This is a genomic window from Actinoallomurus acanthiterrae (genome assembly GCF_054775715.1).
Genome location: NZ_BAAHCO010000001.1, coordinates 11627237 through 11640022 on the forward strand (window position 1 = coordinate 11627237; position 12786 = coordinate 11640022).

Sequence of the window (12786 nt, forward strand, 5' to 3'; positions counted from 1 at the left end):
TTACACCGGTCTTCTAAGATGCGTAACGGTCAGACTTGCTATGTGGCGTTACAGTGAGATGCATGACTTCCCGTCCGGCACCGGCTCTTGTCACCCCTGCGCCGTTCGCGTTCATGGTCGAGGTGATCAACAAGTGGGGATCGGTCCCTCGCGAGGTGGCCGGTGAGCAGCAGACGCGGTATCCATCGCTACGGGGGCTCGCCCTGGAGCACGGGTTCCACCTCGACCCGGTGTCCGGCGCCCTCAGCGACGAGAGCGTGACGCAGACGGCGGATACGCTCTATCCGCTCTTCGACGCGCCGGATGTCGCGGCGTTGGTGGACCGCGTGAACGCAGTCCTCGGCCTCAGCGCGGTGCGGCCGTCCCTTGTACGAGCGGGCGACGGGATCGCGGAAGCCTGGATCACCGATGCACCCGACCGCTTGCTCGCCGCGTTCGCGCTGGCGCTCCACCATCACCTGCTCGCCTGGGGTTACGGACCTCGGCTCGGGCTGTGCGAAGGTACGCGCTGCGCCGACGTTTATGTGGACTCCTCATCGGCGGGCCGCCGCAGGTTCTGCTCCACGACCTGCCAGAGCCGTAGCCGAGTCGCCGCCTTCCGCGCCCGACGACGCAACGCGGAAACCGCCTGACCTGCCTGGCTATGTCAATCCGGGGACACATGGACGCCGGTCACGGTCGAGAGCAGGAGCGATTCAGCGGCGGCCGAGCGGGCAGTGGACGTCCCGGTCCCGGTTGGGGCAGCAGATGACGGCGAAGCCGGCGAAGTCGCCACCGGTCAGCCACCAGGCCCAGACGACGTCGTTGCCGCGCCGGAGAGTGTCGAGGGCGGTCGCGGCCATCGTCCGTACCGTCGGCGCATGTCGTCGCAGTTCGGGATGCGCGATGGATGGCTCGATCCGAGCGCACTGCCGTTCCAGCCAGGCGACCGCGTCGGCTGGAGCGTCCCACGTCCCCTTGACGAAGGAGGCGGGCTTGGCAAGCCAGTCGGCAGTGCGCTCGGGCGGGATCGGCGAGGTGTCGAACCCGATGCCGCCTGGCCGCCGTGCGGCGTCGTACGGCCGGACGGCCTCCCCGGGCCCCCGGTAGCCGTACGCGTGAAAGTGCACGGGGCCCCGTCCCGGGGACGCGGCCCGGGACGACGCCCGGAGCCGCCGTCCGTCACTCACCCTCGGCCCGTCTCGATGACGGCGACGAGCACGCAGGCCTCGCCGTCCTCACCCGTGTAGCCGCCGCACCGCGTCGCCTTGATCCATGACACGCCGCTGAGCTGGTCTTCCATGGCTTCACCTCCCTCCGGCCGTTGCGTGGGACCCGGACTCCGGGCAGGGGAGGATGGCCGTCGGGGGCGGTTCCGCGGCGAAGACGGCGGTGACCGTACGGCCCTGGTCGTTTCCGTGCCAGCCCCAGCTGTCAGCGAGAAGCGTGACCGTACGCAGGCCACGCCCGCACTCGGCGAGTTCGTCGGCGTCGGCGACGACCGGCTCGGCCGGGCCGCCCTGGTCGGTGACGGAGATCTCCGTACGGCCGGCGGCGTGGTAGACGTCGACGGTGAACGAGCCGCCCTGCCCGGAGCGGGTGTGCCGCAATGCGTTCGCCACGAGCTCGCCGACGGCCAGCAAGACCTCGTCCAGGCGAGGCCGCTCGGGCAGCAGTGCCGCGATGAACGCCCGTACGGCGTGGGCCTGATCGGGACGGCCGGGGAACACCGCCCGCCAGTACATGACCGGCGCGACGACGGCCGGCTCCGAAAGCGGGAGAAGCATGGACACCTCGTGGGAGTGGTCGATCGGCGGCGTACCGCCGGGATGCTTCTCAGCTCACACGAGGCGCATGGCCCGTCACAGTCGGTAGGTGGACGCGGGCGTCCGGAACCGCGATTCGCACGCGAGACCGCAGCACGTGACCGTCCGGCGAGCACCGTGCCGGGGCGTCACCGCGCGGAACGTTCGGCCGCCGGCCCGTCCCGCCGCGACCGCCGACTGGGCGCCGAGGAGGAGTTCACCGTGTACCTCGCCGGCCTGCGGACCGCCCAGAAGCGCAAACGGAACCTGATGAGAATCCTCGACCAGCAGGATCTCTGAGGGCGATCGCCCACGGCTGTTGCGACGGACGCCCGAACCCGGAGAGGGCGCACAGCGCCCGAAGGACCCTTCCCCGCACGATGTCGTCGGCGTCCGGACGGCCGTTAGCCGACCCGATATGCGAAGCGTCCCGGCCGTTTGCGGTCACGCCGTCGGGTCCGTGGCCGAGCCGACAGAACCCTCCGATTCCCGTGACGTCGATTTGATGGAATCAGTCACCGACCATTTCCGTGACCGCTCGATCACTTTGCGTTCGACGGTTACCGTGCTGATTCTCCGGCCGGAGACTCTCGCTCGTGCGGACCGGCAAGTGTCGACGATCCGTTAGCGAAAATACGCACGCCCGCCATTTCATCGCGGCCGTTCCACCACCATTATGGGTGGCCGACACAAAACGGTCATCGGAGGAACTTTTGCGCGTCCATGTCTTGCCCGGGCGTACGAGGACGATCGCGGGTGTCGCCGTCGGCGGCCTGACGCTCGCCACCCTGGTCGCCGTCGGCGACTCACCGGCGTCCGCGACACCGGCGACGTCCGTAGTGGTCAATGAGGTGTACGGCGGCGGGGGGAACTCCGGTGCCACCTACACCAACGACTTCGTCGAGCTCACGAACCGGAGCGACGCGGCCGTCAGCCTGGACGGCTGGTCGGTCCAGTACCACTCCGGCGGCGCGACCGGTACCTGGCAGGTCACCCCGCTGAGCGGCTCGATCGCGCCGGGCGGCTTCTACCTCGTCGGTGAGGCGAAGGGCGCGGGCGGTACGCAGGCGCTGCCGGCGACGCAGGCCACCGGAACCATCGCGATGTCCGCCACCGCCGGCACGATCGCCCTGGTCCAGGGAACCACGGCGCTGACGTGCGCGGACTCGGCGGCGTGCCAGAGTGCCTCGGTCGACCTCGTCGGCTACGGCACGGCGGCCCTCAACGAGACGGCACCGGCGGCGGGCGCGTCCAACACCGCCTCCGTACAGCGAAGCGGCAAGGCGGACAGCGACGACAACTCCGCCGACTTCAGCGCTGGGGACCCGACTCCCGCCGCCGCGAACGCGGGCAGCGGAGGCGGCGGTGGCAACGGCGGCGGTGAGCCCGGTCCACTGCGCGTCCACGACATCCAGGGCACCGGCTGGCTCTCGCCGCACAACAACGAGAAGGTCACCAACGTGCCCGGCATCGTCACCGCGATCCGGTCGGCGGGCAGCAGCAAGGGCTACTGGATCCAGGACCCGACCCCGGACGCGAACGCGGCCACCAGCGAGGGCATCTTCGTCTACAGTTCCTCGCCGGGCGTGGCGGTGGGCGACTCCGTGCTCGTGTCGGGCACGGTCAAGGACTACTACCCGCTGTCCAGCGGCGACACGGTCGAGAAGACCTCCAACCTGTCGGTGACTGAGATCAGCGGCTCCACCGCGTCCGTGCTCTCCCACGGCAACGCGCTGCCGCCGGCCGAGGTCATCGAGCCGGACACGGTCCCCGCCACGTACGCTCCGGATCTCGGCGGCGCGAACATCGAGGCGACGCCGATCGACCCGGCCCGCTCGGCCCTCGACTTCTGGGAGTCGCGCGAGGGCATGCGGGTCGAGGTCGACGACGCCCGGGTGGTCGGCCCGTCCAACAAGTACGGTGAGCAGTACGTCACCACGAAGCCGGCGCAGGCGACGACGTACCGCGGCGGCACCGAACTCCTCGCCGAGAACGCCGTGCCCTCCGGCCGTATCGAGGTCGCGACCGCGGACGGCAGCAACCCCGGCGTCTCGGTCGGCGACGTCCTCCAGGGCGCGACGACGGGCCCGGTCGACTACTCCCAGTTCGGCGGCTACACGATCGCCGCGACGCAGGTCGGCACGGCGCAGCACAAGAACCTGCCGCCCGTCGTCGCCACCCCGCAGAGCCGCAGGCAGCTCGCCGTCGCGACGTACAACGTCGAGAACCTCGCGCCCGGCGACTCCGCCACGAAGTACGCGCGGCTCGCCCAGGGAGTCGTGACCAACCTCGCCAAGCCCGACATCGTCGCGGTCGAGGAAGTACAGGACAACACCGGCGCAACCGACGACGGCGTGGTCGCGGCCGACCAGACGCTGACCAAGCTGACCGCGGCGATCGTCGCGGCGGGCGGCCCGAAGTACGACTGGCGCGAGATCGACCCGGTCAACGACAAGGACGGCGGTCAGCCGGGCGGCAACATCCGGGTGGTGTTCCTGTTCAACCCGGCGCGTGTGTCCTTCGTCGACCGGGGCTCCTCGTCGGTCGACCGCTCGACCACCCCGACGTCGGTGGAGAAGCTCAAGGGCAAGCCCGCCCTGAGCCTGTCGCCGGGCCGGATCGACCCGGTCAACACGGCCTGGGACTCCAGCCGCAAGCCGCTCGCGGGCGAGTTCCGGTTCCGGAACAAGCCGGTATTCGTGGTCGCGAACCACTTCGCTTCCAAGCTCGGCGACCAGAACGCGGACGGCCGCTACCAGTACCCGGCGCAGTCGTCGGCGGTGCAGCGCGCGGCCCAGGCGACGGCGGTGCACGCCTTCGTCCAGCGGATCCTGAACGTGGACAAGAAGTCGGATGTGGTCGTGCTCGGTGACCTGAACGACTACCAGTTCAGCCCCGCGCTCGCGGCGTTGAAGACCGGGTCCACGAGTGGGAAGGGCAGGCCGATCCTGACCGATCTGATCGGCACGCTTCCGGAGAACGAGAGGTACACCTACGTCTACGACGGCATCTCGGAGGTGCTCGACCACATCCTGGTGACCCCGCGCACTCACGGCGTGCAGTACCAGGTGGTCCACGTCAACGCCGAGTACACGAACCAGACGAGCGACCACGACCCTCAGGTCGTACGACTGAAGCCGTGACCACGCCGACCTCGTGACGCACGCGGCGGTCACCTCGACCTCGGGGCGAGGTGACCGCCGCTTGTCACTGCCCGGTCAGTGTGAGCATTCCGAGCTCTGCTGGATCACCGCGGGAGAACCTGCACGGTGTGACCGGCAGGGCGTTAGCCGGTCGCGTCGGACGGCTTGTTGCCCAGTACGGCTACTACGAGAAGATCGGCGCGGGCTTGGCTCAGGCGGGCGTCCAGAGTCTCCAGCACCCCCCGACAGCTTCAGCTTACGCAGCGCTTTGTCCAGCACACCGATCCGCCGAACGACGTCAAACGCCGGCTCCAATGACGGCCAGCAGACCCCGCAGGGCGCATCCGCACCGGGACAAGCCCCGAATCGCTGGAGATCATTGCCTGATGGACATGCATCCGGGAAAATGCGGACGGCTGGTCCATGCGGATGAAAGCGAGGGATGCCTCATGGGCGTCGGTGAGGGAGCGACGACCGTGGGCATGGCAATTCGACGCGCCCGGCTCGAGCAGGGGTTGTCGCTGCGTCGGCTGGCTCAGGAACTGCACATCGGAGCGAGCACGCTGTCCGAGTATGAACAGGACCGCCGTCTTCCCTCAGAGGACCTGCTCACCGCGTGCGAGAAGAGATTAGACCTCCCCGACGGGGAACTGATCGCGCTGCGCCGGACCGCCCTCGTGGCACGAGCCGCCGATCTCATACCCCTCGCGTCCCCAGCGGACTCCGTTGACGGCCTGCCGCCAGGCTCGCCCTCCGATTCGCCGACCGACGTCGCCACCGCGCCCGAGACCGCCGCTCCCACGCCACCCGGCGCTCAGCTCGATCGCAACCAAGTCCCCGATCCGGGCACCGCACGCTCCTCCCGCCTGCGCCGTTGGTCGAGTTCGCTCGCCACGGCCGCCGCGGGGGCGATCATCGCGCTGGCGATCCAGGACATCCCGCCGCTGCTCCACCATTCCGGCGCGTCACCGCACAAGAGCACGGGCCGCCCGAGCCCGTCCCTTGTGCCACACGCACTGCCGACAGACGACGGCGATCCGCGTAACAGCGGTTGCGACGCCGATGCCGTCACACTGAGCGTCGCCGACCTCAACGTCTACCGTCCGGGACGGATCGTCATCGGTCAGACCGTCGCCCACTACTCTCCATCGTGCAAGACGATCTGGCCCCGCTTCGAGCCCACCGCTGCGCTGAACCGTATCGCCCCGCATGCGCATGTCACGCTCATCGGGCTACGCCCGATCGACCACCGCCGCGTTACCTACGACGCCGCCTACGAGGGCGTCTTCGCGTGGGGCAACATGCTCCTCACCACGACCGGATGCGTTACCGCGACCGTCACCCTCACCGGTCCCGGCCTGCCCACGCCGGTCACCTCCAGCACCCCCTGCATGACCGGACCGACGCACCCCTAGATGCGGGCAGGTCGAACTCCCCAAGACCTGCCGACGGCGGCGCACGGGCGGCTCTCGCAACAAAGCCGTCCGGCGCAGGGCGATCAGATTCCCCGGCAGGGAGGGCTTCATCTCTTCTCGCAGGCGGTGAGCAACTCCGGTGAGGGAAGTCGAGCCGGCCACGCCGCGTCGCCGTACCAAGGGTGTTCATTCCGTCATCGAGCCCATCAGGATTCCCCTGCTCCGATCCGGATGAACGGACTGCCCGCAGCGGCCGGGATCCATGGGCACCGCGGCAGTGATCCACTGTGGTCTCGGCAGAGGGGCTGAAACCGTTCGGAAAGTGTCCGAGCAGTGTTCGCTCGCTCCGTGAACGCGCTGGTCAGCGTCGTTGGTGTGCGGTGAACGACCGGGGATCGCGCATGCCTCTGTCGAACGAGCGGCGCCGGCGATGAGATCAATGCCAATGCGCCGATTCCGCCGGCGCGCCGACATCACGGGGAGCCCGGATGCGTATCACTCTCAAGAAGGCATGTGGCGCGGTCGCCACGTTCGCGGCCGTCGCCGCGTCCGCCGCGGCCACCGCCCCCAGCGCCCAGGCGGCGCCGGCGAGGCCGACCTGTGTCATCAACCCGTCCACCGGCAACTGCTCCTACCCCTCCTGTTCGGGGACGGGCTGCGACCACACCGATCCCTACAGCACCGGATGTGCGGTGGGTTCCTACCGGGTCTTCCCCCGTGACGCCAACGGGCTGGAACTCTGGTGGTCACCGGCGTGCAAGACGAACTGGGTTGTGGTCGTCAGTCGGCTCTCCGAGAGCTTCTACGTCGAGCGAGGATCCGATCACGCCGAGGCCTCATGGGCGGCCACGGGCGGTGGGTGGACCGACCAGCTCTACGCCCCGGGGGCGGCACGAGGGTGCACCTCGATCTGGGATGGGCGCTCGACGTGGAGTACGCCCGAGTGCACGCCGTGGACGTCGTGACGCGGGAGCCATCAACCCATCGGAAGGAAAAACCCATGAGAAAGTCGTCAGGCATTCGCCTCGCCCGGAACATCAAGGCGGCCCGTGTCGCCGCCGTCCTCGTACTGGCCACGTCGGCCGTGTCGGCCACAGTGTTGACGGCCTCGCCGTCCTACGCGGCAGGAGGGTGCGTCAACAAATCGCAGAACGGATGGACCATCCGCCTGTGCGCCAACAAGGACTTCGTCGCCGCCACCTCCGACTTCTACGTCCTCAAGAAGGGAACGACAGGAAACGGCTGCTCCGTCAAGGGCAACTACTTCCTCAATGGCGATTTCGCTGACTACAACAGCTGGTCCTGCTCATCCATCGGCACCAACCAACAAGAGATCATCGGTACCGAGACGGCCATCGGCGGCGCCACCATAAAGACGTGCGTGGACGTCACGGAGAACGTGGTTCCGTTCCGGACGTTCTTCAGCCAGTGCCAGACGTTCACGGACGTCTGAGAAACATCGATCCTCGAGACACACGGGATCAGGGGTCGGTGAGCGCAGAGATGGGAGCGCATTGACCCAGCCTCGTGGGGCGCCGGTTCGAGCCGCCGGCACCCTACGAGGTGCTCGCCACATCCTGGTGACCCCGCGCACTCACGGCGTGCAGTACCAGGTGGTCCACATCAACGCCGAGTACACGAACCAGACGAGCGACCACGACCCCCAGGTCGTACGACTGAAGCCGTGACCTTGTCGACCTCGTAACGCACGCAGCGGTCACCTCAGCTCCTCGGCCGAGGTGACCGCCGCCGCTCGTTCAGTGTGAGCGTCCCGCGCTGTGACGGATCACCGCGGGAGAACCTGCACGGTGTCACCGACAGGGCGTTCGCCGGTCGCGTCGGACGGCTTGTTGACCAGAGTGCCGTTGACCGCCATCGCCGTCGACCCTCCGCCGTCGAGGTTCAGCGCGTTCACCGCGCCGAGCCCGCGCATCAGCTCGGCGGCCTCCTGAATCGTCGCGCCTTCGCTGACACCCGGCTGGCGGCCGTCGACGGTGACGAGAATGAGCCGCCCCCGGGCGTCCGTGCCCGCGAGGGTCCGGGGCTGGCGCTGTTCCGCCCAGGCGTAGCCGAAGGACAGGTCCGCCGGATCCACGAACCCCTCCGTGGCGGCGTCGATCGACAGGCGCCCGTCGCGTACGAGAATCGGTCCGGCGCTCACGATGCCGGTCTTGCCGGCCAACGGCACGGCCTTACCGGACGAGTCGCGGACCCGCTCGTCAACGGTCAGCCGCCGCCCGATGACGGCGTGGGCTTTCAGCCACGTCGCGGCCGTCCCGATCCCCTGAAGCACCGAGCCCCCGGCCGGGACCGTACCGCCGCCGCCCGTCCCGACGCCGACCACCCGGCCGCCGTGGTCGAGCACGGCCTGCGCTCCGGCCCCGGTAGGCAGGTTCGCCCCGAAATGAGGGGTGAACAGCACGAGGTCGTCGGCGCTGGTGCAGGTGAAATCCTGGCGTGGCAGTTCGGTCGGTGACACTCCCGGGCGGCCGCAGTCACGGATCTTGCCCGGCACCCGGTTGATGCCATTGATCGCGTACGACGCCGCGCCATCGCGGACACTCGCGCGCGAGACGAGGTTCGCGACGCGGCTACGGCGGCCTCCGTTCTGCAGGATCAGCGCGGCCCGGTCGCCGGCGGACTGGGCGTCGAGAGTGCCACGGTAGGCGGCGAGGCCCGACTGCGTCCCCTGGACGCCGTCGGCGTCGGAGGTGATGAAGAAGCCGCCGTTGACCGCCAGCACAGAGCCCGCCGCGCGGGCCTGGGCGGACGTCGTCATCCGCCCGGCGACCGCACTCCCGTGATCGGCGACGACGCTGCCGTGGAACCGCGCGGGGTCCACAATGCCGACGTGGACGCTCTCCCGGTCGGGCGCCTGGTCGACGTCGTAGCCGGTCCATTCGACGGCCGGGTGCAGGCCGGCGGAGGTGATCGCGGCCGCCTGCCGCTGCGCGTCCGCCTGGCCGGCGAGCCCGCCGACGCGCACGCGGTGCCCCTCGCTGCCATGCGGCGTGTCGGAGAAGGCGGGCCACGGCACCTGCTCGGTGCGCGCGTCGATCCCGGCTGCGGCCAGCTGCGCGACGGTCTTGGCGGCCCACTGCGCGTCTCCGAGCTCCGCCCAGGTAGCGGCGCCGGTCAGCCGGTTCACGGCGGGAGCCTGCACGGTCACGGTCCACACGGGACGCGCCTGTGGCACGGAGACCGACGCGGTACGGACCTCCACCCCGGGAACGGGCGACGTCGAGGTCCACGTCACCGTCGCCGATTTCCACGGCAGCGCGCTCGCGCCCGACGGCGTGGCCGCCGTGGCCGGTCCGGCGACCGCTGTCGCGGACGCGGTGAGCAGAGCCATGCCCGCGACGACCCATCTGGAACGCACCATCGATGACCTCCTTATCGACATGAGGGATTATTCGCCGCATAGTCGACCGCTCCGGCCCTCTCGCCGGGGAATGAACAGCCCACCACCAGGTGAACTACCTCTTAAGGCTGCAGCGGAGGCCCGATTTTGCCTCTTCGGCACGGCACCACGGTGAGGCGCCGTCGGCACGCGGCAGCTCACAGGTCATCTCGGCGCTACGACAGACTGCACGTCACGATCAACGGATGGCCAGCTGGCAACCGTGGTCGATGAGTCCCGTAACAGGGCTGTTCATGACTCCGACAAATATCTTCGGCTCCCCCTTGTGAGGCCCGCGCCGCAGAATAGGAACCACCCGTTCCGCCGGGACGTCTGATGGCCGGTACCCCCAGGAGGCGATCACGGATGCGTGTGACGACACGTGAAACACCAGATCCCGCCGGCCGCCGCGTAGACATCTACGTGCGGCCGGAGCGTCTCTGCGTTCTGATCATGGAGGCGGGTGTTGACTCTTCCAAGGAGCAGTTGCGACAAGCGGTCTATGAAGTGATGCGCGAGCTACACGCACTTGGCGTAAAACGCCTTCGCGACCGTGACTTGACAATCTTCTTCTGCGAATGGAATATGCTCGGTCGGTCGTTGCGCGGGATCGGCCTTCCGCAGAGTCCCGCCAAACGACTCTTTGACCTGTTCAGGCGGCACCCGAAAATTGCAGACCTCGTCGTCGAGGTTGAGGACGGTGATCCTCGCGATGCTGGCGCCGAACCTCTAATGAGGTACTCGTATGGGCGCGTCATCGCCTACGCGGATCCCTTTGATGATGCATCAGAGTTCGCCTCTCTGGGGAGCAACATCGAGATACGCAGCGCGGTACTCAAGGAGCGCGCCATCCGAAAGAGCGTTCCGCGCTGGGCGCTGCCCACAGTGGCCCAGCGGCGGGGGCTGCCCTTCCGCCACACTATGGACGACTGGAGCGACCGCCGGGGCGAGATCATCCGTTTCATCGGTGAGATGCTCTCCAATGGCTCCTATCAGTGGCTGCGCCGTGAGACCCGACAGGGCTTCGGCATCCGGGTCGAGGAACGAGCGGCGTCAAAGACGGGGCGATTCGGAGCGCTCAGCTTGGACTGGATCGCCGAGGATCTGACCCACGAGATCGTCATCTCGATCAACAAGGATCTGTCGGCAGCCGACAAGTACGTGGTCCTGGCACACGAGTTGGCCCACGTCGCACTGCATCTACCCCTGCTATATCTCGGGCAGGTCGCAGAGCAAGGCTCTTGGCTACGTCCAGGCCTCATCGACGTGGTCGAACAGAGGATCACAGCCCTATTCGCTGATCGTTCCGTGCTGGAACAAGATGCCAACGCCTTGGCCAGCTATCTACTCGTCCCCCCAAAGATCGATGTCGGGGGGCTAGCGAATATGACGATCGAAATGGGTCGCGCCGTTGACCCGAATGCGCTGATGTGGCGATTGTTCCAGCACTCCTTCCCAGAGACGCGGATTGAGAATTACTCTTGGCGCAACCTCGAGAACTTGGACGAGCGGGCCCGGCGAGAGATGGCTAACGTGGCCGGCCTCAACGACATCGCACCCGAGTCGCTGTATCTCATCATGCTGGAGGCGACGTTGAGTCGTTCATCACCGGAGGCACAGCGTCGGCGACAGCAAGTGGAAGACGGCATCGCCGAAGTCTTCGCCGCACCGAACCCGTCCACCACCCGAGCAGGTGGTATCGATGCCGGAGGACACATCGCATTCGTAGCGGACGGTCCGGCTCAGGGACGGCAGATCATCGACCCGCTCGTTTGCCCCGACCCGCTCGCTCCCCGAGTACCGCTGGTCCCGGCCCCCGGCGGCAGGACGTGGAGAAGCGTACTCGATCCGACTGCGCCGGCACGGCTATTGGAGGAGTGGCGGCGTGAACATCCAGATGCAGCGATGGCACTCTATCCGAACAGATCCGTTCCGTCGTTCCCCGTCCTCACATTCTAGGGAGTGCCATTGAAAGAAGAGTTCGTCCTGACCCAAGAGACCTTTCTCAGGGTTCTCGGTCTCTCCGAGATCGAGAACGGCCTACGGTCGCCGGACGACCGCCACGCTCTGTATACCGCGGCGATCGAGCTCGTGCGCCAGAGCCGAATCATGGTGGAGTCTCCGGATTGGACGCCCGCCTCCACTTCACTCGATCTGCGGGTTCCCGGGACGAGTATCATCATCCGCCTCTCGCGCTGGCAGAAAGAGGAGCTGACCGGGGCGATCACTGCTGCAGCAATGGTCATCGGAATGGCTCAGAGCGATCCGAAGACGCTGACGGCGGCCGGCGTCCTGGCTCTGGCAACCCGTGTCTCACGCCTTCGAGCCGAGTACGGGGAACGGTCGATCATCGAGGTGCTCCCCAGCCCTGCGCGGCCGACTGCTGCGGCGATCACCTTGTTGCTGCACGGAAACCCCTGCCGGCATCCCGAGTCGGGCTGCCGGTTCCGCGCTGCCGACGGGCGGCACTGCGCGATCAGCCGGGAGCAAGTGAAGGAAACCGCAAACCTGCTCGTAGAACGCGGCGTGCTCCGGGTCAAGAACGCCGTCGAGCCGCACGAATACGCGATCGTTTTCTAATCTGCACTCGACTCGCGGCCGAGATCCAAGGTGTGCGTTGCCGGATTCGTTGAGAGGCCTGCCGACCGACGTGGCGGCACCGGGCCAGAGGCCGTGCTGACTTGCATAGGGAGACTTCTCCTCCGGCACGGCTGCGCCTCACAGCTCAGGTAATCAGCGGAGGCTCATCGGCGCTGCCAAAGGCTAAAACGACTGTCGTCCACGGGGACCTCGGGCAGTCCTGGCACTGGCGCCGTGGCCGCACAGATCACGCCGACGCTCATCAAGCCGCAGCTGCCCCGCACGAATGCATCAGAGAAAGGCGGGGAACTCAGACACCTGGTTCGGACTACGCCAACCCTCACCCAAATGGCAAAATGTATCGAATCGGCATTCAGTGGCAGCAAGCAGTAGGGATACGTTTTGAAGTGAGAGAAACGTCTTGTTTCGCCCATTTGTTAACTAAATAGCGATGAACGATACGT

At 67.6% G+C, this 12786-nt stretch carries 11 protein-coding genes; 8 read left to right on the plus strand and 3 right to left on the minus strand.

Translation table 11 applies throughout. The features are described 5' to 3' along the window. The first annotated feature begins 62 nt into the window (after positions 1 to 62). Positions 63 to 632, plus strand: a complete 570-nt coding sequence (locus tag ACYVF7_RS54915; protein ID WP_460355824.1) for a CGNR zinc finger domain-containing protein — start codon at positions 63 to 65, stop codon at positions 630 to 632. A 63-nt stretch (positions 633 to 695) separates the two neighbouring features. On the opposite strand, the gene ACYVF7_RS54920 is transcribed toward ACYVF7_RS54915, so the two are convergent. Continuing rightward, positions 696 to 1109 carry a hypothetical protein gene (locus ACYVF7_RS54920; RefSeq protein WP_460355826.1) on the minus strand — a complete coding sequence of 138 codons (414 nt, stop codon included), beginning with the start codon at positions 1107 to 1109 and terminating at the stop codon, positions 696 to 698. Positions 1110 to 1286: 177 nt separating this feature from the next. After that, positions 1287 to 1766 carry an ATP-binding protein gene (locus ACYVF7_RS54925; RefSeq protein ID WP_460355829.1) on the minus strand — a complete coding sequence of 160 codons (480 nt, stop codon included), beginning with the start codon at positions 1764 to 1766 and terminating at the stop codon, positions 1287 to 1289. A gap of 156 nt (positions 1767 to 1922) precedes the next feature. On the opposite strand from ACYVF7_RS54925, the gene ACYVF7_RS54930 reads away from it, so the two are divergent. The 5 genes from ACYVF7_RS54930 (at position 1923) to ACYVF7_RS54950 (ending at position 7795) form a co-directional block, all read left to right on the plus strand. Continuing rightward, on the plus strand, positions 1923 to 2084 hold the full coding sequence (locus ACYVF7_RS54930; protein WP_460355831.1) for a hypothetical protein: 162 nt from the start codon (positions 1923 to 1925) through the stop codon (positions 2082 to 2084). A gap of 413 nt (positions 2085 to 2497) precedes the next feature. Next, positions 2498 to 4927 (plus strand): lamin tail domain-containing protein, encoded by a 2430-nt coding sequence (locus ACYVF7_RS54935; protein WP_460355834.1) that lies wholly within the window; start codon positions 2498 to 2500, stop codon positions 4925 to 4927. Positions 4928 to 5409: 482 nt separating this feature from the next. After that, positions 5410 to 6342 carry a helix-turn-helix domain-containing protein gene (locus ACYVF7_RS54940; protein ID WP_460355836.1) on the plus strand — a complete coding sequence of 311 codons (933 nt, stop codon included), beginning with the start codon at positions 5410 to 5412 and terminating at the stop codon, positions 6340 to 6342. A 488-nt stretch (positions 6343 to 6830) separates the two neighbouring features. Beyond that, positions 6831 to 7307: a hypothetical protein gene (locus tag ACYVF7_RS54945; RefSeq protein ID WP_460355839.1), complete on the plus strand. Its 477-nt coding sequence runs from the start codon at positions 6831 to 6833 to the stop codon at positions 7305 to 7307. A gap of 35 nt (positions 7308 to 7342) precedes the next feature. After that, positions 7343 to 7795 carry a hypothetical protein gene (locus tag ACYVF7_RS54950; RefSeq protein ID WP_460355841.1) on the plus strand — a complete coding sequence of 151 codons (453 nt, stop codon included), beginning with the start codon at positions 7343 to 7345 and terminating at the stop codon, positions 7793 to 7795. A 333-nt stretch (positions 7796 to 8128) separates the two neighbouring features. Here the strand turns inward: ACYVF7_RS54950 and ACYVF7_RS54955 are convergent, their stop codons facing one another. After that, the gene (locus ACYVF7_RS54955; protein ID WP_460355844.1) at positions 8129 to 9724 is read right to left on the minus strand and encodes a phosphodiester glycosidase family protein; all 1596 of its coding nucleotides are present in this window, start codon (positions 9722 to 9724) and stop codon (positions 8129 to 8131) included. 384 nt (positions 9725 to 10108) lie between these two features. Here ACYVF7_RS54955 and ACYVF7_RS54960 point away from each other — a divergent pair, with 384 nt between their 5' ends. Beyond that, positions 10109 to 11701: an ImmA/IrrE family metallo-endopeptidase gene (locus ACYVF7_RS54960; RefSeq protein WP_460355846.1), complete on the plus strand. Its 1593-nt coding sequence runs from the start codon at positions 10109 to 10111 to the stop codon at positions 11699 to 11701. Positions 11702 to 11710: 9 nt separating this feature from the next. Next, positions 11711 to 12322: a hypothetical protein gene (locus ACYVF7_RS54965; protein ID WP_460355849.1), complete on the plus strand. Its 612-nt coding sequence runs from the start codon at positions 11711 to 11713 to the stop codon at positions 12320 to 12322. Positions 12323 to 12786: the final 464 nt, after the last annotated feature.

What these genes read in the sequence shown, in the direction of transcription:
- ACYVF7_RS54940 (WP_460355836.1), top strand. Translation starts at nt 5,410, where the DNA reads ATGGCAATTCGACGCGCCCGGCTCGAGCAGGGGTTGTCGCTGCGTCGG.
- ACYVF7_RS54955 (WP_460355844.1), bottom strand. Translation starts at nt 9,724, where the DNA reads ATGGTGCGTTCCAGATGGGTCGTCGCGGGCATGGCTCTGCTCACCGCG.
- ACYVF7_RS54945 (WP_460355839.1), top strand. Translation starts at nt 6,831, where the DNA reads ATGCGTATCACTCTCAAGAAGGCATGTGGCGCGGTCGCCACGTTCGCG.
- ACYVF7_RS54925 (WP_460355829.1), bottom strand. Translation starts at nt 1,766, where the DNA reads ATGCTTCTCCCGCTTTCGGAGCCGGCCGTCGTCGCGCCGGTCATGTAC.
- ACYVF7_RS54915 (WP_460355824.1), top strand. Translation starts at nt 63, where the DNA reads ATGACTTCCCGTCCGGCACCGGCTCTTGTCACCCCTGCGCCGTTCGCG.
- ACYVF7_RS54950 (WP_460355841.1), top strand. Translation starts at nt 7,343, where the DNA reads ATGAGAAAGTCGTCAGGCATTCGCCTCGCCCGGAACATCAAGGCGGCC.
- ACYVF7_RS54960 (WP_460355846.1), top strand. Translation starts at nt 10,109, where the DNA reads ATGCGTGTGACGACACGTGAAACACCAGATCCCGCCGGCCGCCGCGTA.